Below are 21459 nucleotides of genomic sequence, written 5' to 3' on the forward strand. Positions count from 1 at the left end.
CGAAACGCTTTTGAGCGGCCCCGGCGGCGGTCACTGTGGCCGCCTCCGGCGCAGCTTACGAGGTCCAGTCGAAGAAGCCCTTGCCGGACTTGCGGCCGAGTTCGCCGCGGGCCACCTTGTCGCGCAGGATCTGCGGCGGGGCGAAGCGCTCGCCCAGCGTGGAGGCGAGGTATTCGGCGATGCCGAGGCGGACGTCCAGTCCCACGATGTCCGTGGTCCGCAAGGGTCCGGTGGGGTGCTTGTAGCCCAGGACCATGGCGTTGTCGATGTCCTCCGCGGACGCCACACCTTCTTCCACCATGCGCATCGCCTCGAGGGCAATCGCGACGCCCAGCCGTGAGGACGCGAAGCCGGGGGCGTCATTGACGACGACGGCGGTCTTGCCCAGCGCCTCGACCCAGCCGCGGGCCGCCTGGGCCAGCGGCTCCGAGGTGTGCTCGCCGAGGACGACCTCGATCAGGGTGGACGCCGGCACCGGGTTGAAGAAGTGCAGGCCCAGGAAGTTCTGCGGGCGCTGCAGCTCACGGGCCAGCGCGTTGACCGAGATGGAGGAGGTGTTGGAGGCGAGGTAAGCGCCGTCGTCGAGCCGTTCCTCGATCCCCCGCAGCGAGGCGACCTTCAGGTCCCAGTCCTCCGGGACGGCCTCGATGACCAACTGGCGGTCCCTGAAGGCGTCGTAGTCGACCGTGACCGAGAGCCGCGAGACCATCTCGTCCAGGTTGCCGTCGATGGCGCCGCGCTCGATGCTCTTGGCCGCCGCGGATTCCACCCGCTCCCGGGCCGCCTCGGCCGACTCCTCGTCGCGCTCGACGACGAGGACGTTGGCGCCGTTGATCAGGAAGGCGTGCGCGATGCCGGCGCCCATGCGGCCGCCGCCGAGGACGCCGACGGTTGCGGGAAGGTTCGCGGGAAGTGCGGAGTTGCTCATCGTCAGTTCTTCTTCCGGTCTGAATCCTGCTCGGACTTCGTGGCTGATTTCTTGGCCGACTTCTTGTCTGTTTTCTTATCAAGGAAAGCCTGCATGCGGTCGAACTTGGCCTGGGATTCAAAGAGGATCCCCTGCGCCAGCTGGTCGATCAGCGGATGCGCCTCGGCGGGCGCGTGGAACACCGACTTGGTGATCCGGACCGCGAGCGGATCCTGGGCGGCAATCCTGTCGGCCAGGGCGTGCGCCGCCGCCATCAGTTCCGGGGCCTCGTGGATCTCGGTGATGAGGTTGACGGCGAGGGCCCGCTCGGCGCGCAGCACAGTGCCGGCCAGCAGGATTTCCTTGGCCACCGGCTCCCCCACGAGCTCCTTCAGCCGCCAGCTCGCACCGGCGGCGGCAAGGATGCCCAGGCCGGTTTCCGGGTTGCCGATCCGCACCGACGGTGTACCGATCCGGAAGTCCGCGGCGTACGCCAGCTCGGCGCCGCCGCCCAGGCAGAAACCGTCCAGGGCCGCGATGACGGGCATCGGCAGCTTGGCGATCCGCACAAAAATGGTGGAGTTGATGCCCTGCAGGGCGTCGTCGCGGCGGCGTTCGCGCAGCTGCCCGATGTCCGCGCCGGAGGCGAAGACCCCCTCCGTTCCGGCGATGATCAGCACCTTCGGGGTCTGTTCCAGCGCGGCGCAGACGGCGTGCAGCTCATCGACCATCTGCTGGTCGATCGCGTTGCGGACCTCGGGCCGGTTGAGGAGCACCACCAGCCGGTCCCCGCGCTCGTCGACCAGCAGGGTGCTGAAGTCCTGCGGGTTCAGACCCGTCGTCGCGGCCGCCACTACACCCGCTCCAGCAGCATCGCGGTGCCCTGGCCGACGCCGATGCACATGGTGGCGAGGCCGATCCGGGCGTCCTCGCGCTCCATCCGGCCCAGCAGGGTGATCGCGAGCCGGGAACCGGACGAACCCAGCGGGTGCCCCAGAGAGATGGCGCCGCCGTCGCGGTTTACGATCTCGGGGTCCAGGCCGAGCCGCCGCATGGTGGCGAGCGACTGGGTGGCGAAGGCTTCGTTGAGTTCGACGGCGCCGAGGTCGCCGACGCTGAGGCCGGTCCGCGCGAGCACCTTCTGGGTGGCCGGGACCGGGCCGATGCCCATGATTTCGGGTTCGCAGCCGGCGGACGCGCCGTCGATGATCCGGGCGCGCGGGGTGAGGCCGAGCCGCTCGATGGCGGCCTCGGACGCGACGATGATGGCCGAGGCGCCGTCGTTGAGGGTGGAGGAGTTTCCGGCCGTGACCACCGAGCCGCCGGCGACGACGGGGCGGAGGGCTGCGAGGACGTCCATGGTGGTGCCGGCGCGCGGGCCCTCGTCGGTGTCGACGACCGTTTCGCCCTTGCGGGTCTTGACCGTGACCGGGACGATTTCGTCGGCGAAGCGGCCGGCGGCGATGGCCGCGAGGGAGCGTTCGTGGGAGCGGACGGCGAAGGCGTCGGCGTCCTCGCGGGTGATGCCGTCCACGCGGGCGACTTCCTCGGCCGTTTCCGGCATGGAGTAGGTCATCTTGCCGCCGCGGGAGAGTTCGCCCTTCCGGAACAGGGGGTTCACGAAGCGCCAGCCGATGGAGGTGTCGAAGATTTCGCCCGGCTTCGCGAAGGCGGTCCGCGGCTTCTCCTGGACCCAGGGGGCGCGGCTCATGGATTCGACGCCGCCGGCGACCACGATGTCCGCGGCGCCGGACTTGATCATCTGGCTGGCCATGATGATGGCGCTCAGGCCGGAGGCGCAGAGCCGGTTCACGGTGATGCCGGGGATGTGCAGCGGCAGGCCGGCCAGGATGGTGGCCATCCGCGCGACGTTGCGGTTTTCCTCGCCGGCGCCGTTGGCGTTGCCCAGGATGACCTCGTCGATGCTCTCGGGGTCCAGCCCGGCCCGGGCCACAGCCTCGCGGACCACCAGGGCGGCCAGGTCATCGGGGCGGACCGCGGAGAGTGCCCCGCCGTAGCGGCCCACCGCAGTGCGGGCACCGCCTACGAGAAATGCCTGTGGTCCTGCTGCTGCTGATGCCATGGGTACACCCTTCACGCGATAAACGTCACTGTCATCGAATCTGTCATCGAAAGAACTCCCGGCGGCGGCGTCCACGGTTGACCCGCCGGCGCGCCAATTTACTGACCGTTCGTTCTATAAAGATTACACGGCGCGGCAAGGGGGTCAATCAAAGCCCCGCCGGATTACGCGACGACGACGCCGAGATGGCTCGCCATGAGCGGGGCCAGCAGACCGAGCTGGTAGTCGTCGATCACGAGGCCGGAGAGACTTTCCAGTCCGCTAATGGCGCGGAAGTCCGTGCCACGGATGTCGAAGTCCTTGAGCCTGGCGCCGGCGACGTCGAGGGTGCCGATGGTGCAGTTCTTCAGCGCCACCCGGGTCGCGGCGCACGAACCCAGGTCCAGTTCGGCGATGATGCAGTCGCTGATCTGCACGTCCGTGAGCTTGGAACCGCGGAGGTTCACGTAGTCGAGCTTCCCGCCGTCGATCCTCACGGACTGCCAGCCGCTTTCGTAGAGTTCCGCGGAACCCCAGCGGGGGTTGCCGATCTCGACGTCGCGCAGGGTGCTCCGGGCCGCCATGAACACCGGCGCGTACACCTCGGCCAGGATGCAGTCGCGGAAGGTGGCGCCGCGCAGCTGGGTCTCGTTGAAGGACACGCCCTGGAAGTCACACTCGGCGAAGTCGGTGCCGGCTAGCTCCAGTCCGTCGGCGGAGGCCCTGCTGTACCGGACGCCGTCGTACTTCTCCCCGGACCGGAACACCGGGGACGGGTCGTCCCGGAGCTCCGCCAGCCGGACCGGGCTGAGCCGCGGGGCGGTGACCTTCGGCGCCTTGGACGCGGTGCCCCGCGCCACTAGAGCGACTCGGCCTTGGCCGCGATTTCCGCCAGGTCCTTGGCGAGGGCCTTGCGGGTGATGCGCATGCCCAGTCTTCCGAAGAGCGCCATCGCCAGTTTGTTCATCCGCGAGGGATTGACCATGTCGGCGCCGAACGTCATGGTCAGGTCCGTGCCGCCGTCGCGGTCGGCCAGCGTCATGCGGGAGGTGTAGTCCGCCCCGCCCTGCAGCGCCTTCACCGTGGTGCTCCGGGGCGGCTCGGCCTGGGACACCCACATTTCCACGGTTTCCGACCTCCCCATCATGGTGCGGGTCTCCTTCCAGCGCGTGCCCTCGCCGTAGGGGCCGTCGCTGAGCATCTGGATCGAATCAATGCCGGAGAGCGTTGCCGCCGAACCGGGAATATCGGAAATGACCGCCCAGACCTTGTCCGCCGGCGCGTTTACATGCTGGGTCAGGCTGATTTTGTGGTCCATGGCATCGAGCCTAGCCCGGCTCCGGCGCAGATTTCACCCTTGCGGCGCCGGACATCCCCTTGATACGCCTCGACACGAATTTCCCCTCAGGCACCGGACACCCTTGATTTAGTAAGCATGCTTTGTGTTATGGTGAAGGAACGTTGAATTTCAACCGGAAACGAAAGGTGTTTGCACCATGGGTATCGGAGACAAGATTCAGAACGAAGCAGAGCACCTCGGCGGCAAGGCCAAGGAAGCTACTGGAAACGCCACGAACAACGACCAGTTGCGCGCCGAGGGCCAGAAGGATCAGGTCGTCGCAGACGCCAAGAAGGTCGGCGAAAACGTCAAGGACACCTTCAAGAAGGATTAGTCCTTAGCAAAGCGCGGCGGCGGACATTCCTTTGGGGGATGCCCGCCGCCGCTTTCGTGTGCCCGGGTATCGCGGCGCTCGGGACCACATTTTCGTGGCCGCCCGGGCCACCCATTCACCACAAATGGCCGCTAAGCCCGGCTGGGGAGCGGCCCGGCCCCACCCATTCACCACGAATGGCCGCCAAACCACCACGAATAGCGGCCACTTGTGGCGAATCGTTGAAGAACGTCGGGCCGCCGGCCACCCATATGACACGAATGGCCGCCAAACCACCCTGGACAGCGGCCCGAGCTCGCCCATTCACCACGAATGGCCGCCAAACCACCACGAATAGCGGCCACTTGTGGCGAATCGTTGAAGAACGTCGGGCCGCCCGGCCACCCATATGACACGAATGGCCGCCAAACCACCCTGGACAGCGGCCCGAGCTCGCCCATTCACCACGAATGGCCGCCAAACCACCCTGGACAGCGGCCCGAGCTCGCCCATTCACCACGAATGGCCGCCAAACCACCCTGGACAGCGGCCCGAGCTCGCCCATTCACCACGAATGGCCGCTAAACCACCACGTTTAACGGCCATATGCGTCAGATGGATGCATCGTTGGCTCGATCTCCGCTCCTGATCCTGCTCCGGCCCCGGCCCGGCCCCAGAGGGACTTCGGCGCCGCGTCTGACGGCTGCCTCGCCACTCTTGCCCCGGTGGGGGCTGCTCGCAGGATCTTGAGCCTGCCGCTGCTCGCCTGGCACCCTCGCCTGGCCATTTAGCCCAGTCGGGGACCTCTTGGTCTCAGTAATACATCCAAGTCCGAACGAAAAAGTAGGGTACTCACTACTCATAAGAAGTCTCCAGCCTCATTCGTAGACGGCAGCAACGGCATTAACGAGCTTCACCGCTCCGTGCAGGGACCTGGCGATCGGCGCCTGAGTAAAACTAGAGGGGAATTGGTCTCATGAGTGGGAAATCTTTCGTGTTAGCTGCCACTGCGGCGGCCTTCGCGGCATCACTGACCCTGGCGTCACCGGCAGCGGCGACCGTCACGTTCGACCCTGCCACGGGTACCGGCTTTGTTGGCAAGGGGGACGTCCAGGACGTTTTCGCATGGAACAACAAAGCACTCCAGACGCACGCTTCAACGGTCGACTTCCGCGTGGAGTCCGTGAGCGATACGACGTGGACCTGCACGAAAACCCTCACGACGGGGAACGGGCAGACCAAGGAAATCGTCCAGGAACGCAGCACCACCACGAGCGTTCAGGGTCTGGTGGCCACCGCTCCCCGGGTCAACTCCCAGGGCAAGGACGGCCCCGTGACCGGCTTCTACCTCCAGGGCTACGAAGGCACCACGACGCTTGCGACCGACGGCCCCGCGGTGGGATCCTGCCCCGCCACCCAGAGTGGTTTTGTTTACGACCAGAACGCCCAGACAACCCAGTCCGGCGGCGGCCTGGAAGTTACGCATGACGGGACGAACTGGTACAGCATCGGCTAGCCACCTGCGTCGGCGAAGTTCGCATGCGGGCCCGGGATCAACCCGGCGCCCCGGGTTCCTCAGGCCTCGCGCGGCAGTTCCCCAGGCCTCACGCGCTGCCCCTTAACCCAACGACGGCGGACCCCCGCACTGGGGGCCCGCCGTCGTCGTCCGCTTGGATGTTGCCTGTAGCGGTTAGTTGAAGAGTGCGTTCTTCGGTTCGTTGTTCTTGACCTTGTGCCAGCCGAGCCACAGCATGAGCGCGAAGAACGGGATGGTCGCCAGGGTCCAGAGGCCGAGGTGGAACACTTCACCGGTCTTGCTGGTCATGGTATCGAAGCCGATCAGCACCGTGATCGCCAGCAGGGCAATCAGGCCGGCCCAGCTGGCCCAGATTCCGCCGGGCGCGGGCAGGGAGGAGACCTTGCCCTTGGTCTTGCGCAGCGCGATCTGGCTGGCGAAGATGGCGCCCCAGGTGAAGATCACGCCGATGGACGCGGAGTTCAGCGCCAGGTCGAAGGCGTGCGAGCCGCCGAGCCAGATGTTGAGGAGGATGCCCACCAGGTAGACGCCGCCGATGGCCAGGATGGCCGCATAGGGCACGTGGCTCTTGGACATCTTGGTGAGCCACACCGGAGCATGTCCATTGTTGGCCATGGTGCGGAAGATCCGGCCGATCGAGTACAGGCCCGAGTTGCAGGAGGACAGCGCGGCGGTGATGACGATCATGTTCATGACATCGCCCATCCAGCCGAGGCCCATCTGGCCGAACACGGTGACGAACGGCGAGGTGCCGGCGACGTACTGGTCCGAGGGCAGCAGCATGGCCAGCAGGGTGACGGAGCCGACGTAGAACACGACGATGCGGAAGACGACGGCGCGGATGGCCTTGGGCACTTCCTTGGCCGGGTCCTGCATTTCGCCGGCGGTGATGCCGACGAGCTCAATGCCGTTGTAGGCGAAGATGACGGCGTTCAGGACCAGGATCATGACCAGCGCACCCTTGGGGAACATGCCCCCTTCAGCGGCGAAGAGGTTGTTGACCGAGGCGTTGCCGTCGCCGACCTGGGCGTTGGTGATGACCATGAAGGTGCCCACGGCCAGGAAGATGAGGATGGCGCCGACCTTGAGGCAGGAGGCCCAGAACTCGAATTCACCGAACGCCTTAACGCTCAGCAGGTTCACGCCCACGAGCAGCAGCAGCGCCGCGATGGCGGACAGCTCGACCGGCACGTTGGGGAAGAAGAACTGGAAGTACAGGCCGATCGCGATGAGCTCGGCGATGCCGGTCATGGCCCAGTTGATGAAGTACATCCAGCCGGAAACGTACGCGCCCTTTTTGCCGAACATTTCGCCGGCGTAGCTGACGAAGGAGCCCGACGTCTGGCGGTACATGATGAGTTCGCCGAGGGCGCGCATCAGCAGGTAGGCGATGACGCCGGCAATGGCGTAGGAGAAGATCAGCGCGGGGCCGGTGGAGGCCAGCCGCCCGCCGGCACCCATGAAGAGGCCGACGCCGATGGCGCCGCCCATCGCGATCATGGTGACCTGGCGGCCGCTCAGGGATTTCTTGTAGCCCTCGGCGCTGAGGGTCGAGTCGACGACGGCGGGTTGCGCCGTGGTGCTCTTAAGTTCTGTGGGGGTAATTGAAGGCACAGCTGATTCCTTGTAGGTCGGAGTATGGCCGGGAAGTGACCGTGGATTCAAGTACACAAAATTCGGGCCAAGGCCCCTTGTGGGAGCCCAGACATGTACCGAACCTCACAAGTGTCGAAGCTCGCGCGGCTCATCCATCGTACTAGCATTAGCGACCAAGTCGTGACGCGGGCAACACTGCGCGGGTGTTATGCCTAATTTATGGCGCGATTTCGGCTGGAACACCGAACGATATTCGAATTCAGTCCATCAGGCCCCGGCGTACCCGTCAGTTAGGCCGATTTCAGGCCAAGGCGCCGTCAGATAAGGCCGGCCACTAGGCCAAGGCGCCGTTCCGCATCGCATAGCGGAGCCATTTCCCGGCCCCGGCCGCGGTCCCGGCGCGGCTCGCAGCCCGGCTCCCGGTGCTGCTTTCAGCGGCGCACGTGTCGAACCATTCCCCCAGCGCGCGGTCGTGGCTGACCATAACCAGCGTCCCGGCAAAGTCCGAAAGTGCCGCTTCCAGCTGTTCCACCAAAACGGGCGCCAAGTGGTTGGTGGGCTCGTCGACCAGCATCGTCCCGTATCCGCCCAGCAGAAGCCGGGCCAGCGCCAGCCTGCGTTGTTGCCCGGCGGACAAGCTTCCCACCGGGACGTGGAATTCGCTGGTCCGGAAGAGCCCCAGCCGCAGCAGCGCCTCGGCGTGCTCATCGATGTTGCCGCCCAGGCCCGCGGCGAAAGCCGGCAGGAGGCGCAGCCCCGGGCGCTGCGGGAGCTCCAGCTCCTGCTGCAGGTACCCGATCCGGCCGTGCCTCACCACAGTGCCCTGGGCCGGTGCCAGCGTGCCCGCCAGGACGGAAAGCAGCGTGGACTTGCCGGCACCATTGGGGCCGGTGATGAGGATCTTCTGGCCCGCCTCCACCCGGATGTCCGTCGGTTCCAGCCGGGCGGGCACCGACACTCCCCGGGCTTCGAGGGCCGGTCCCGCCGCACCATCCGCCAGCAGTTCCGCCGCCAGCTTCAGGGGCACCGGCGGGCGGTCGATGGGGTTGGCCTCGAGCCTGCGGAGCCGCTCCTGGGCATTCCGGACCTTGCTGGAGGCCGCCTTCTGCCACGTGCCGGCCTTGAAGTCGAAGCCCATTTTGTCGTTGTCGCGCTGGCGGGCGTAGCCCATCTTGTCCGTGACCGTGTCCGCCTGGAGCCGTTCGGCCGCCATCGCGTCCAGCCACCCGCGGTACTGCTGCGCCCAGCGCTCGCGTTCGGCGGCCTTCTCGCGCAGGTAGCCCTCGTAACCGTTGCCGTAGCGGTTGACTGTCCGGCGTTCGGCGTCCACTTCGATAACGGTCGAGGCGACTTTGCGCAGCAGGACACGGTCGTGGGAGACCACCACCACGGTGCCGCGGTGCGCCGCGAGCCGCGCCTCCAGCCATGCCGTTCCGCTGGCGTCAAGGTGGTTGGTGGGTTCGTCCAGGAGCAGGATGTCCGCGGGATCGGCCATCACGCAGGCCAGTGCCACGCGTTCCTGTTCCCCGCCGGAGAGCGAGCCCAGTGTCCTCATCCGGTCCAGGCCGCCCAGGCCCAGCCGGTCCAGCGCCGCCTCCACCCGGGATTCCGCGGCGTAGCCTTCCCGGAGCTGGTACTGCGTCTGCAGGTTGCCGTAGCGCTCCAGTTCGTCCGCTTCCGCATCGGCCAGCCCGTCCTCCAGGCGGTCCAGCTCGGCCTCCAGTTCGCGGAGGGACTCCAGTGCGGCATCGACGGCGTTGCGCACAGTGAACGCATCAGGCAGGCCCAGAGTCTGGGCGAGGTAGCCGACGCGGCCCCGGCTGACCGCGGTGCCCTCGTCCGGGGCCTCGAGCCCGGCCAGAATCCGCAGCAGCGTGGATTTGCCGGCGCCGTTTTCGCCGACGATCGCCACATGTTCACCGGCCGTGATGGCAAGCTCGACGTCGGCAAACAGCTGGCGGTCCCCGTAGCCATGGGATACGCCCGAAAGGCGGAGATGTTCGCTCAAGGAGTCCTCGCAGGTAGTGGCGAGCCTGGCGGCGGCTTGCGTCGTCAAGTATGACACCGCGGCCCCCCACGCGACGCGTGTGCCGCCGTCGGCCGCCGTCCGGCCGGGAACGCCGGCGCCCGGGCGGGCAACGTCAGGCGGCGAGCGCGGCCGCTTTCCGGCGCCGGGCCATCGCCAGCCGGGTGCCGATCAGCCCCTGCCGGGGGCTGAACAGATAGACGACGGCGAACGCGGCGCCCTGCGTCAGGACCACCATCGCGCCGGAGGCGGTGTCCAGGTAGTAGCTGAGGTAGATGCCGGCGATGGAACACAGCGCGGAAATGACCGGCGCGATCACGAGCATCCGGGAGAACCGGTCCGTCAGCAGGTAGGCGGTGGCGCCGGGGATGATCAGCATGGCCACCACCAGCACCACGCCCACGGTCTGCAGCGCCACCACGGACGTCAGCGCCAGCAGGCCCAGCAGCAGGGCCCCGAGGCGCTTCGGGGACAGCCCGATCGCATGGGCGTGCGTGGGGTCGAAGGCATAGAGCGTGAGGTCGCGCCGCTTGAGGATCAGGATGGCAAAGGCGACCACACCCAGCACCAGGACCTGGATGAGGTCCGGGACGCTGACGCCGAGCAGGTTGCCGAAGATGATGTGGTTGAGGTCCGTCTGGCTGGGCGTGACGGAGATGAGCACCAGGCCCAGGGCGAACAGCGAGGTGAAGACGATCCCGATCGCCGCGTCCTCCTTCACCCTGCTGGTGTTGCGGACCACCCCGATCAGGGTCACGGCGATCAGCGCGAACACCAGCGCGCCCAGCGCGAAGGGCGCCCCGACGATGTAGGCGAGCACCACCCCGGGCAGCACGGCGTGGGAAACGGCGTCCCCCATCAAGGACCAGCCGATCAGCACCAGCCAGCAGCTCAGTACCGCGCACACGATGGCGGCGAGCGCCGTGGTGACGATGGCGCGGACCATGAAGTCGTAGCTCAACGGTTCCAGCAGGAGGTCAAAGAGATCCACGGCTCAGTTCCTTCCCGGCTGGTTCGAAACGCCGGGGGCCGACAGGCCGGTCTCCGGAACGTCGCGGTTGAGGACGTCGAGGCCGAAGGCCATGGCCAGGTGCTCCGGCTGCAGCACCACCTCGGGCGGGCCGTGCATCAGGACCTTGCGCATCAGGAGCACCGCCTCGTCGCAGAGCTGGGGCAGGGCGTGCAGGTCATGGGTTGAGACGAGGATGGTGCAGCCGTCCGCGGCGAGTTCCTTCAGCAGGCGCGTAATCGTTGCCTCGGAGCGCTTGTCCACGCCGGCGAACGGCTCGTCCAGGAGCATCATGGTGGCGCCCTGGGCGATGCCGCGGGCCACGAAGGCGCGCTTCTTCTGGCCGCCGGAGAGCTGGCCGATCTGCCGGTTGGCGAATTCGGACAGTTCCACCCGGTCCAGGGCGAGGTCGACGGCGTCGCGGTCCGCCTTGGACGCGCGGCGGGTGAAGCCCTGGTGCCCGTAGCGGCCCATCATCACCACGTCGCGGACGGACAGCGGGAATTGCCAGTCCACGTCCTCGCTCTGCGGGACGTAGCCGATTCCGCCCTTTTTGCGCGCCTTCGCCGGTGATTCGCCGTTGATGAGGACGCGGCCGGCGTCGGGCTTGACCATGCCCATGATCGCCTTGAACAGCGTGGATTTGCCGGAGCCGTTCATGCCCACCAGCCCGCAGATCCGGGCCGCCCCGACGGTGAGTGAGGCGGCGTCGAGCGCCAGGACCTCCCCGTAATGGACGGTGACGTTTTCCACCAGAATGGCCGGATTGCTCATGATGCTGCTCCCGTCAGGCCTTCAGTGATGAGCTTGGAATCGTGCCGGATGAGGTCCAGGTACGTGGGCACCGGGCCGTCCGATTCGGAGAGCGAGTCCACGTACAGCACGCCGCCGAAGGCCGATCCGGTGGCCCCCACCACCTGGCGCATCGGTGCGTCCGAGACCGTGGACTCGCAGAAGACGGCCGGGACGTTGTTGGCCTTGACGAATTCGATGGCCTTGGTGATCTGCTGCGGGGTGGCCTGCTGTTCGGCGTTGACCGCCCAGATGTAGACCTCGCGGAGGCCTGCGTCGCGCGCCAGATACGAGAAGGCGCCCTCACACGACACCAGCGCCCGCTGCGCTTCGGGGACCGTGGCGAGCTTCTGGACCATTTCGTCCTTCACGGACTGCAGCTGGGCCTTGTACGCCGCGCCGTTCGCCTCGAAAACCGCGGCGTTCTCCGGATCAAGCTTCGAGAATGCCTTCACCATGTTGTCCACGTACAGCTGCACATTGACCGGCGACATCCACGCGTGCGGGTTCGGCTTGCCCTCGTAGGAATCTTCACTGATGGACAGCACTTCCACGCCTTCGCTCACCACGGCGTGCGGAACGTCCAAGCCCTCGACGAACTGGGCAAACCAGGCTTCCAGATTCAGCCCGTTGTCCAGGATCAGGTCCGCCTTGGACGCCTTGCGGATGTCCCCGGGCGTGGGCTCGTAGCCGTGGATTTCGGCGCCGACCTTGGTGATCGATTCGACCTGCAGTTTGTCGCCCGCCACGTTCTGCGCCACGTCGGCGAGCACGGTGAAGGTGGTCAGCACGACGGGCTTGTCGTCCGCGGAACCCGGCCCCTGGCCCGGGATGGCAGCACCGCATGCGGCCAGGGACAGTGAGAGCAGGACGGCGGCGACGGCGGCTCCGGCAGTGCGGCGGCGACGCGTTCGGCCGACAACTTTGGCGGACCGAAACAAATTATTAGGCATACCGAATATTATACGGGACCCGGCCGTCCGGCCGCGGCGCTAGGCTGGTGGCATGGGCACTGTTCTCCGCACACCACCGGCGCCGCGGCCGGAACTTTACCGGTTCTCGCGGCTCGATTTCATCACGGCGGGCCTGTACGTGGCGGTGGCCGCGTTCTTCGCCGTGGCCGGCGGGCTGCTGGTCCCGCTGCTCCTCGAGCTGTCCCCGAACCCGGCGGTGGCGTCCTACACGGTCAACCTGATCTTCTACGGCGTCATCGGCCTCCTGGCCCTGGCCGCCGTCCGGCACGTCGCCGCCCGGGACCTCAGGGTGCTCGCCACCAGGCCATGGTTCACCGCGCTCATGGTCCCCTTGGCCGTCGTCGCCATGATGATCCTCACCGCGGTCCTGGTCTCCATCACCGGAACGCCGCAGACGTCGGCCAACCAGGCCGGCCTCCAGGCCCTCATGCAGCAGGTGCCGGCCTGGCTGATGGTGCCGCTGCTGGTGATCGTGGGGCCCTTCGTGGAGGAGTACATCTTCCGCCACCTGCTGATCGGCAAGCTCGGCCGGCGGGTCAACATCTGGGTGTGCTGCTCCCTGTCCGTGGTGCTGTTCGCGGCCCTGCACATCGTGGGCCAGGAGGACCTGAGCCTGCAGGTGCTGATGCCCTACCTCGCGATGGGCGCCGTGCTGGTGTTCGTCTACGTCTGGACCGGCAGGAACGTCATGTTCGCCTACTTCGTCCACGCTTCGAAGAACCTCCTGGCGGTCATCTTCATCTACGCCATCCCGCCGGAACTGATGGAGCAACTCCAGCAAGTGCAGGGCTAACCAAGAGCAACGCGGGCGGAGGTCACCTCTGGCCGTTCGGCGGCATATGGACTATCTTGGGGGCACTTCGCGATAGTTTGGGCGGGCTAAAGCGGCAACCTTTGTTGTGGGAAAGGACCGCCATGAAAGCCCCAGTCCGCCGAACCTCCGCCCACGCCGCACTCGCGGCGCCCGCAGCGCTGCTGGTCCTCGTCCTGAGCCTGTCAGGCTGCATCACAATTCCCGGCGCACCTTCCGCTCCTGCCCCCAGTACGACGGCGGCAGCATCCGGCCCGCCCGCACCGCCGCCGCCGTCGTCGACCCCGGCCGTCACGACGACGACGGCCCCACCGCCGGCAGGCTGGGCCGACACCGTGGCGGCGGTCCGCTCCGGTGTCGCGAAGATTAACGTCACGCTCTGCGACGGAGGCGGAGTCGGTACCGGATTTCTCGTCAGGGATGACCTGATTGTGACGGCGGCGCATGTCGTCACGGACCAGGCCGACATCAGTGTGAGCATGGGAACGGAAATCGTGAGCGCCGAGGTGCTGGGCGTCGACGAACCAGCCGACCTCGCCCTCCTGCGCACATCCCGTCCCGTCGACGGCCACGTCTTCGACTTCGTCACGCTTCCGCCGGAACTCGGCCAAGAAGTGGCGGCGCTTGGCTACCCGTTGGATGCCGACCTCACTTTCACCGCCGGCCGTGTCAGTGGACTCAACCGGCAGCAGACCATCGGCGAACGGACCGTCACCAACCTGGTCCAAACGGACGCCGCCATCAACCCCGGGAACAGCGGCGGCCCCCTGCTGACGCTGGAGGGCGAAGTGGCCGGTGTCGTCAGCTCCAAACGGGCTTGGGTCTTCGGCACCAACCGCGCCGACGATTTCAGTGCCGAGGGCACAGCCTACGCCGTCGATGCCCGCAAGGCTGCCCTCGCCGTCGAGAGCTGGAGTGGACGCACCGAAGCCGTCGCTCCGGCCAGCTGTGGCCTGCCGCCGGCAGACGAGGCCGGCTCCGTCGCCGTCACCGTCAGCTCCGACCATCCCGAGGCCGTCAACGTCGCGCGGAGCCTGGTATTCCATGGCCAATCAATCAATCTGGGCGCCTACGACCTCGCGTTCGCCATCCTGAGCCCGGAAATGCAGGAGCGGATGGGCGGGCTGGAAACCTGGCGCGCAGGCCTGGCCTCTTCCTTCTGGCGGACCCTGGACATCGCCGACGTGACGACGTCGGGAGCGGAGGTGATAGCGGCCGTCCGGCTGCGCACTGTCCAGGACCCTGCGGATGGGCCCGCGGGCCAGGCGTGCTCGGATTGGGCTCTGGAGTACGTCATGCAGTGGGACGGGACGATCTGGCGGATCGCGGATTCCTACACCCCGCAAGGTCCGCCGTCAGCGTGCTGAGACACACCCCTACCGCCGCGCGCGCCGACGTCGTAGTTTCTTTCCATGACACTGAACATCCAGATCGCCGTCGACTGCCGGGACCCGCATACGCTCGCCGACTGGTGGGCCGAAACCCTTGAGTGGGCGGTGGAGCCGCAGGACGAGGATTTCATCCGGTCCATGATCGCGCAGGGCTTCGCCACGGAGGCGGAAACCACGCGGCACCACGGAAAGCTGGTGTGGGGCGCCGGGGCCGCGATCCGCCCGCCCGAGGAACTCGACGCCAAGCCGCCTGCCCGCCGCATCCTCTTCCAGACGGTCCCGGAGGAAAAGACCATCAAGAACAGGATCCACTGGGACGTCAACCTGGCCGGCGCGGACAAGGATGAGGCGCGCGCCGCCCTCGAGGCCCGCGGCGCCACGTACCTCTGGTCCGCCAGCCAGGGGCCGCATTCGTGGCACACCATGGCGGACCCGGAAGGCAACGAGTTCTGCATCAGCTGAGGCGATTACTAGACTCGGACTGTGAGCAACGAAATCCCCGCCAAGGTGTCCGACGTCTTTGACCCCACCCGCTGGCGCACTGTGTCCGGCTTTGACGACTTCCAGGACATGACCTACCACCGGCAGGTGGAGCGTTCCGACGACGGCAGCGTGGTCCGGGACCTCCCGACGGTCCGCATCGCCTTCAACCGGCCCGAGGTGCGGAACGCCTTCCGGCCCGGCACCGTGGACGAGCTGTACCGCGCCATGGACCACGCCCGGATGACCCCGGACGTGGCCACCGTGCTGCTGACCGGCAACGGTCCCTCCGCCAAGGACGGCGGCCACTCGTTCTGCTCCGGCGGGGACCAGAGGATCCGCGGCCGGGACGGGTACCGCTACGCAGAGGGGGAGACCACGGAGACCATCGACCCGGCCCGCGCGGGCCGGCTCCATATCCTCGAGGTCCAACGACTCATGCGCACCATGCCCAAGGTGGTCATCGCCGTCGTCAACGGCTGGGCCGCCGGCGGCGGGCACTCGCTGCACGTCGTCGCCGACCTGACCATCGCCTCCCGCCAGCACGGGAAGTTCAAGCAGACCGACGCGACGGTCGGCAGTTTCGACGCCGGCTACGGCTCCGCGCTGCTGGCCCGCCAGATCGGCCAGAAGGCCGCCCGGGAGATCTTCTTCCTGGCCCGCGAATACTCGGCCGAGGACATGGTCCGCATGGGCGCCGTCAACGAGGCCGTGGACCATGAGCGGCTCGAGGACGTGGCGCTGGAATACGCCGCCGACATCGCCCGGCAGTCCCCGCAGGCCCTCCGGATGCTGAAGTTCGCCTTCAACCTGGCCGACGACGGCCTGGCCGGCCAGCAGGTCTTCGCCGGCGAAGCCACCCGGCTGGCGTACATGACGGACGAGGCCGTGGAGGGCAAGGAAGCCTTCCTGGAGAAGCGCGATCCGGACTGGTCCAGCTTCCCGTACTACTTCTAAGGCGGCCCGATGACTTCCGGAGCTGTGTCTTCCCAACCCCCGAACATCGAACCGGCGCTCAAGGCGCTGGCGGACGCCCTCCACGGCGAGGGCCCCGCCGTCGAACTTTCCGCCGACGCCGACGGCAACGTCGTGGTATCCGCCGTGGAAACGCCGGGCTATGAGGACGCCGCGGTGGTGGTGCGCACCTCCGGCTCCACCGGCGCGCCCAAGGCGACGGTCCTCGCGGTGGACGCGCTGGCGGCGTCCTCCGTGGCCACCGCCTTCGCGCTCAAGGGCGAGGGCCAGTGGCTGCTCGCGCTGCCCGTGCAGTATGTGGCCGGGGTGCAGGTCCTGGTGCGCTCCCTGTTCGCCGGCACCCGGCCGTGGGCGATGGACATGTCCAGCGGGTTCACCCCGGAGGCGTTCACCGCCGCGGCCCTGGAACTCACGGACAAGATCCGCTTCACCTCGCTGGTGCCCACCCAGCTGCAGCGGCTGCTGGACGCGCCGTCGGCCGAAACGCTGGCCGTCCTGCGGCGCTTCAACGGCATCCTGCTCGGCGGCGGCCCCGCCACGCCCGGACTGCTTGCCGCCGCCCGCGACGCCGGCGCCCGCGTGATCACCACCTACGGCTCGGCCGAGACCTGCGGCGGCTGCGTGTACGACGGCTTCCCGCTCGAGGACGTGCTGGCCCGGGTGGACGGGGACGGCAGGATCCTGCTGGGCGGCGCCACACTCGCCGCCGGCTACCTCGGCGAACCCGGGCTCACGGCCGCCGCTTTCCTCGAGGAGGACGGCGTCCGCTGGTACCGCACCAGCGACCTCGGCTCCATCGACGCCACCGGGAAGCTGACCGTCCTGGGCCGGGCCGACGACGTCGTCATCACCGGCGGCGTGAAGGTCTCCGCCGCGCACGTGCAGGCGGAGCTGGAGAAGCTCGACGGCGTGCGGGCCGCCTTTGTCGCCGGGGTCCCCTCGGCCGAGTGGGGCCAGGCCCTCGCCGCCTATGTGGCGCTGGCCGACAGCTCGCCGGAAGGCATCCGCGACTTCACGGCGGGTGCTGCCTGGGCGCCGGCACTGGGCACGCTGGCACCGAAAACCGTGCTGGCCGCCGGTGACCTGCTGATGCTGCCGAACGGGAAACCCGACCGCCTGGCGATGACGGTTCGGCTCTCAGAGCTGCATCAGGGAAAATAGACAGTCCGGGCACTCCCGGTTTAGCCAAACCAACACGAGGTACTGACCGTGGCAACAGCCGCTCAATGGATCCAAGGCGCCCGACTGCGCACCCTGCCGGCCGCGATCGCGCCTGTCCTGATCGGCACCGCGGCCGCGTACGAGATGGACGCCTTCCTGCCGCTCCATGCCGTGCTGGCCGCGCTGGTGGCTCTGCTGCTGCAGATTGGCGTGAACTACGCCAACGACTACTCCGACGGCATCCGCGGCACCGATGAGGACCGGGTGGGCCCGCTCCGGCTGGTCGGCTCCGGCGCCGCGAAGCCCGAGCACGTCAAGTACGCCGCGTTCGCAGCGTTCGGGCTGGCGATGGTGTTTGGCCTGGCCCTGGTGATCCTCTCGCAGACGTGGTGGCTGATCCTGGTGGGCCTGGGCTGCGTCCTCGCCGCCTGGGGCTACACGGGCGGGAAGAATCCCTACGGCTACATGGGCCTGGGCGACTTGTTTGTCTTTGTGTTCTTCGGCCTCGTCGCCACCCTCGGCACCACCTACACGCAGGCCGGCCAGATCAGCCTCCCGGCCATCATCGGCGCCATCGGCACCGGCCTCATCGCCTGCGCGCTGCTCATGGCCAACAACGTCCGTGACATCCCCACCGACCGGAAGGCCGGGAAGAAGACCCTGGCCGTGCGGCTCGGCGACAAGCATGCCCGGGAAAGCTACGTGCTGATGCTCGCCGTCGCGATCCTGCTGCCGATTGTGCTGGCCCCGACCCGGCCGTGGATGCTGATTGTGCTGCTGCTGATCCCGGCCAGCCTGATGCCGTCCTGGCTGATGATCTCCGGGCGGCGCCGCAAGAGCCTGGTTCCGGTGCTCAAGCAGACGGGGCTGATCAACCTCGGCTACGCGGTGCTGTTCTCACTGGGGCTGGTGCTGAGCCACGGGTTCTAGGGGGCTGCGGGGCGCCCTTGGGCTGCCCGCGGCACCACGGGCTCCAGAGTCTGCTTCCTGATACCCGTTGCTTCGCAGGAGGATCGTGTGCCAGCCTCGAAGTGATCCTGTCGCCGGGGCGACGGCGGGCGGCTGAGAGGAGCACGGCATGGGACTCATCCAGATCGACCTGTTCACCACGCTCGACGGCGTCGCGCAGGCGCCCGGCGGGCCGGACGAGGACACCGACAACGGTTTCGCGTTCGGCGGCTGGCAGGCGCCTCTCTTAGACGAGGTCGTCGGCGGGCAGATCGACGCCGGGATGGCCGGGATGGACGCGCTGCTGCTGGGGCGCCGGACCTACGACATCTTCGCCGGGTACTGGCCGCACGCCCACGGGGACATCGCAGAGCTGTTCAACCGGCTCCCGAAATACGTGGCCTCGCGCCAGACGCCGGCCCTCGAGTGGGCCCACTCCACACTGCTGGGTCCTGATGTCGTCGCCGCCGTGCGCGACCTGCGCGACCGGTACGCGGACATCCACGTCATCGGCAGCCTCAACTTCGTGCAGACGCTGTTGGCCGAGCGGCTCTTCGATCGGCTCAACCTCTGGGTGTATCCGATCCTCCTCGGCGGTGGAAAGAAGGTCCTCGCCGGCGGGGTCGTTCCGACGAACCTCAGGCTCATCGAGCCGGTAGTCGCCTCGCCGAAGGGTGCGGTGCTGCATCGCTACGCCCTCGCCGAAGGCACTCCCGGCGTCGGCGACATGTCGGCCGATATGTCCGCCGGCGGCCAGAAGGGCTAGAGGAGCTAGGCGTCCTTCGGGCGGTTGTCCGTGTGGACCGTGATGTCCGGGTGCGCGTCGACCAGGCGGTCCTCGGCGTCGGCGTCGTCCACTTCCCCGGCGCTGCGCAGCGGCTTGGCCTTGCCGGAGAACCGCTGGTGGAGCGAGGCGGCGGCGTCGTCCCGCTGCTTCTGGAAGAAGAGGAAGCTGATCGCGAAGGCCATCATGCCCGCGCAAAGGACGGCCAGCAGCCATCCGAGCTCAAGGTAAACGAACAGCGCGAACAACGGCGCAAAGAGCGCCAGCCGGATCAGGGAGTATTTCAGGAAAGCCACTCTCCAAGTTTAGCCGCCGGCGGCCGCCCCGGCCCACCGAGGCCCTTCTCCCGCACCACCGCAGGACCACCTGCCGCCCACCCGCGGGGCTCCGGCGGGCCTCGTTCGCGGGCCTCGTCCGCGGGCGCGGCAGGCTTCCAGGGTCGCGTCACACTTCCCACCCGGACCAGCGATCAGTAGAAGCCGGAGACTCCCCCGGAGGCTAGACTAATTACATGCTCCGTGTAGTGGTTGTTGTCGCCGTTCTCGTCGTTTTCGTCTACGGACTGGTCGACGTGATCCGCACTGACCCTCGCCAGACCAAAGGCATCTCCAAGCCGGCCTGGATTGTGGTGCAGATCGTCCTTCCGGTGATCGGCGCCATCCTGTGGTTCCTCATTGGCCGGCCGCGCGGGACCAGCCCGGTGGGCACCAATTACAGCCACCCCATCGCGCCCGATGACGACCCGGAGTTCCTGCGCAACCTCGAACTCCGCCGCCGCAAGCAGGCCGAAGCGGACCGGCTCAAGAAGCTCAAGGACGAGCTGGACGCCAAAGAGCCCAAGGCCGACGACTCCAAGGGCACGCGCGGCTCCGAGTCCGGCGAAGCCTCCGGCAGCGGCGACACGCAGGGCACCGACGAGGTCAAGTAGCACCGGTCCAACTTCCGGCGTCACGCAACGGCGCCAGTCAACCCCGCCCCCCGTTTCCGCGCGCGCTCCAATCAGCGCCGCCACTGCACCCGCTCCAATCAGCGCCGCCCCTGCGATCCGCACCAATCACACTCGCCCGTTCCGCACACGCGCCCCTTCATTGCCGATTCCAGGACCCACTCCTCCTCCACACTGTGGATAACCTCCGAGCACCTTCCTGACGGGCGCAGAATGCTCGTATGCACCCGCCCAGCGAGCTTCTTCCGCAACTTCTCAACCAGCCCTTCACGGTGGCCGAAGCCCGCGCCGCCGGGCTGAGCCGACGTCGGACCCGGGCTCGGGACCTCGTCAACCACTGCCACGGGGTGCGCGCCCCGGCCACCACCCAGAACAGCTTGCTGGATCGATTGCGCGCCCTGACTGCTGCGACCGGCGCAGTCGTGAGTCACCTGTCTGCGGCAGTGCTTTGGGGCTTCCCCCTGCCGCTGGCGTTGGAGAACGTGGCTGTTGTCCATCTGACCAGTGATCCGGGCCGGCGGGCCGTGCGGTACAAGAATGTCGTGGGCCATCAGCAGTCACTCGAACCGGACGAAGTCGTGGCCGGGGCCTGGGTGAGGTGCACGTCCCCACTGCGGACGTGGTTCGACCTCGCCGACATACTGAACCTCGACGATTTGGTGATTGCCGGCGACTTCCTGCTGCGCCGGAGGAACCCGCTGACCACGGTCGATGCCCTGGACGCATTCCTCGCCGGGAAACGGGGCAGGCCGGGATACCGGCGTGCCGTGCGTGCCCGGGCGCTGATGCGCGCCAACACGGACTCACCCAAAGAGACCGAGCTCCGGCTGCTCCTGACTCGCCATGGCCTGCCGGAGCCCGGAATCAACGTCCCGATTTTCGACGAGACCGGCGGATGGATCCAGGACCCGGACCTCTCCTACGAGCGGGAAAGGATCGCGATCCAGTACGACGGCGCGCATCACGCCGATCCGGGGCAGCGTCGCAGCGACATCTTCCGAGATGAAAACGCCAGGGATGCCGGATGGCGCGTTGTCGTGTTGACGCAGACGGACCTGGACCCGCTGGCACCCGGCATGACGCCGACTGCCGTGACCCGGGTGCGGGCGGCGCTAGAGGAGCGCGGCTGGACCCCCGAGCCGGGCCGGAGTCCAAGGGGTTCCGCGCCCGCCTCGCGCCCATATGACACGAATGGCCGCTAACCGGGTCCGCATAGCGGCCACTCGTGGTGAATGGGCGAGGAGCCGGGTGGCATAGCGGCCACTTGTGGCGAATCGATGAAGGGAGTCGGCAGGCTCTGCCATCCATCTGACACGAATGGCCGCCAAGCGGGTCGGCATAGCGGCCACTTGTGGCGAATCGATGAAGGGAGTCAGCAGGCTCTGCCATCCATCTGACACGAACGGCC

General features: G+C 67.6%; 22 protein-coding genes. 11 read left to right on the forward strand and 11 right to left on the reverse strand.

Features of this window, described 5'->3' with window-relative positions:
• Positions 1–55 precede the first annotated feature (55 nt).
• The 5 genes from ABIC21_RS17225 to ABIC21_RS17245 form a co-directional block, all read right to left on the reverse strand.
• Entirely contained in the window at positions 56–928 is an 873-nt protein-coding gene (locus ABIC21_RS17225) for a 3-hydroxyacyl-CoA dehydrogenase family protein (protein WP_354351603.1), read from the reverse strand.
• A 2-nt stretch (positions 929–930) separates the two neighbouring features.
• Positions 931–1761, reverse strand: a complete 831-nt coding sequence (locus ABIC21_RS17230) for an enoyl-CoA hydratase/isomerase family protein (protein WP_354351604.1) — start codon at positions 1759–1761, stop codon at positions 931–933.
• Positions 1761–2990, reverse strand: coding sequence for a thiolase family protein (locus ABIC21_RS17235; protein ID WP_354351605.1), 1230 nt, complete (start codon positions 2988–2990; stop codon positions 1761–1763). The genes ABIC21_RS17230 and ABIC21_RS17235 overlap by 1 nt, the downstream gene beginning before the upstream one ends.
• Positions 2991–3154: 164 nt before the next feature.
• Positions 3155–3829, reverse strand: coding sequence for a pentapeptide repeat-containing protein (locus ABIC21_RS17240; RefSeq protein ID WP_354351606.1), 675 nt, complete (start codon positions 3827–3829; stop codon positions 3155–3157).
• Complete coding sequence (locus tag ABIC21_RS17245) at positions 3829–4287, reverse strand: SRPBCC family protein (protein WP_354351607.1); 459 nt, start codon at positions 4285–4287, stop codon at positions 3829–3831. The genes ABIC21_RS17240 and ABIC21_RS17245 overlap by 1 nt, the downstream gene beginning before the upstream one ends.
• Before the next feature lie 178 nt (positions 4288–4465).
• Between ABIC21_RS17245 and ABIC21_RS17250 the strand changes: the two genes are divergently transcribed.
• Both ABIC21_RS17250 and ABIC21_RS17255 read left to right on the forward strand, forming a co-directional pair.
• Positions 4466–4642 (forward strand): CsbD family protein, encoded by a 177-nt coding sequence (locus tag ABIC21_RS17250; protein ID WP_301229724.1) that lies wholly within the window; start codon positions 4466–4468, stop codon positions 4640–4642.
• A 955-nt stretch (positions 4643–5597) separates the two neighbouring features.
• Positions 5598–6137 (forward strand): hypothetical protein, encoded by a 540-nt coding sequence (locus tag ABIC21_RS17255; RefSeq protein ID WP_354351608.1) that lies wholly within the window; start codon positions 5598–5600, stop codon positions 6135–6137.
• A gap of 174 nt (positions 6138–6311) precedes the next feature.
• Here the strand turns inward: ABIC21_RS17255 and ABIC21_RS17260 are convergent, their stop codons facing one another.
• The 5 genes from ABIC21_RS17260 to ABIC21_RS17280 all read right to left on the reverse strand — a co-directional run bounded on the left by ABIC21_RS17260 (position 6312) and on the right by ABIC21_RS17280 (position 12534).
• Complete coding sequence (locus tag ABIC21_RS17260; protein ID WP_354351609.1) at positions 6312–7772, reverse strand: amino acid permease; 1461 nt, start codon at positions 7770–7772, stop codon at positions 6312–6314.
• Between the two features lie 316 nt (positions 7773–8088).
• Positions 8089–9762, reverse strand: a complete 1674-nt coding sequence (locus ABIC21_RS17265) for an ABC-F family ATP-binding cassette domain-containing protein (RefSeq protein WP_354351610.1) — start codon at positions 9760–9762, stop codon at positions 8089–8091.
• Between the two features lie 133 nt (positions 9763–9895).
• Positions 9896–10726, reverse strand: coding sequence for a metal ABC transporter permease (locus tag ABIC21_RS17270; RefSeq protein WP_502936022.1), 831 nt, complete (start codon positions 10724–10726; stop codon positions 9896–9898).
• A 48-nt stretch (positions 10727–10774) separates the two neighbouring features.
• Positions 10775–11563, reverse strand: a complete 789-nt coding sequence (locus ABIC21_RS17275; protein WP_354351612.1) for a metal ABC transporter ATP-binding protein — start codon at positions 11561–11563, stop codon at positions 10775–10777.
• Positions 11560–12534 carry a metal ABC transporter substrate-binding protein gene (locus ABIC21_RS17280; RefSeq protein ID WP_354351613.1) on the reverse strand — a complete coding sequence of 325 codons (975 nt, stop codon included), beginning with the start codon at positions 12532–12534 and terminating at the stop codon, positions 11560–11562. The genes ABIC21_RS17275 and ABIC21_RS17280 overlap by 4 nt, the downstream gene beginning before the upstream one ends.
• Positions 12535–12586: 52 nt before the next feature.
• Between ABIC21_RS17280 and ABIC21_RS17285 the strand changes: the two genes are divergently transcribed.
• The 7 genes from ABIC21_RS17285 (at position 12587) to ABIC21_RS17315 (ending at position 19087) form a co-directional block, all read left to right on the forward strand.
• The gene (locus tag ABIC21_RS17285) at positions 12587–13348 is read left to right on the forward strand and encodes a CPBP family intramembrane glutamic endopeptidase (protein ID WP_354351614.1); all 762 of its coding nucleotides are present in this window, start codon (positions 12587–12589) and stop codon (positions 13346–13348) included.
• A gap of 122 nt (positions 13349–13470) precedes the next feature.
• Positions 13471–14733 (forward strand): S1C family serine protease, encoded by a 1263-nt coding sequence (locus tag ABIC21_RS17290; protein WP_354351615.1) that lies wholly within the window; start codon positions 13471–13473, stop codon positions 14731–14733.
• Positions 14734–14778: 45 nt separating this feature from the next.
• On the forward strand, positions 14779–15219 hold the full coding sequence (locus ABIC21_RS17295) for a VOC family protein (RefSeq protein WP_354351616.1): 441 nt from the start codon (positions 14779–14781) through the stop codon (positions 15217–15219).
• 21 nt (positions 15220–15240) lie between these two features.
• On the forward strand, positions 15241–16194 hold the full coding sequence (locus tag ABIC21_RS17300; RefSeq protein ID WP_354351617.1) for a 1,4-dihydroxy-2-naphthoyl-CoA synthase: 954 nt from the start codon (positions 15241–15243) through the stop codon (positions 16192–16194).
• A gap of 9 nt (positions 16195–16203) precedes the next feature.
• Complete coding sequence (locus ABIC21_RS17305; protein WP_354351618.1) at positions 16204–17373, forward strand: AMP-binding protein; 1170 nt, start codon at positions 16204–16206, stop codon at positions 17371–17373.
• A gap of 48 nt (positions 17374–17421) precedes the next feature.
• Positions 17422–18303: a 1,4-dihydroxy-2-naphthoate polyprenyltransferase gene (locus ABIC21_RS17310; protein ID WP_354351619.1), complete on the forward strand. Its 882-nt coding sequence runs from the start codon at positions 17422–17424 to the stop codon at positions 18301–18303.
• Positions 18304–18451: 148 nt separating this feature from the next.
• On the forward strand, positions 18452–19087 hold the full coding sequence (locus ABIC21_RS17315; protein ID WP_354351620.1) for a dihydrofolate reductase family protein: 636 nt from the start codon (positions 18452–18454) through the stop codon (positions 19085–19087).
• Between the two features lie 5 nt (positions 19088–19092).
• Here the strand turns inward: ABIC21_RS17315 and ABIC21_RS17320 are convergent, their stop codons facing one another.
• Complete coding sequence (locus ABIC21_RS17320; RefSeq protein WP_354351621.1) at positions 19093–19401, reverse strand: DUF4229 domain-containing protein; 309 nt, start codon at positions 19399–19401, stop codon at positions 19093–19095.
• 215 nt (positions 19402–19616) lie between these two features.
• Here ABIC21_RS17320 and ABIC21_RS17325 point away from each other — a divergent pair, with 215 nt between their 5' ends.
• Both ABIC21_RS17325 and ABIC21_RS17330 read left to right on the forward strand, forming a co-directional pair.
• The gene (locus ABIC21_RS17325; RefSeq protein ID WP_354351622.1) at positions 19617–20033 is read left to right on the forward strand and encodes a PLD nuclease N-terminal domain-containing protein; all 417 of its coding nucleotides are present in this window, start codon (positions 19617–19619) and stop codon (positions 20031–20033) included.
• Between the two features lie 239 nt (positions 20034–20272).
• Positions 20273–21253, forward strand: coding sequence for a hypothetical protein (locus ABIC21_RS17330; RefSeq protein ID WP_354351623.1), 981 nt, complete (start codon positions 20273–20275; stop codon positions 21251–21253).
• Positions 21254–21459 lie beyond the last annotated feature (206 nt).

Source organism: Pseudarthrobacter sp. PvP090 (genome assembly GCF_040547365.1).
In the GTDB taxonomy this organism is placed as follows: Bacteria; Actinomycetota; Actinomycetes; order Actinomycetales; family Micrococcaceae; genus Arthrobacter.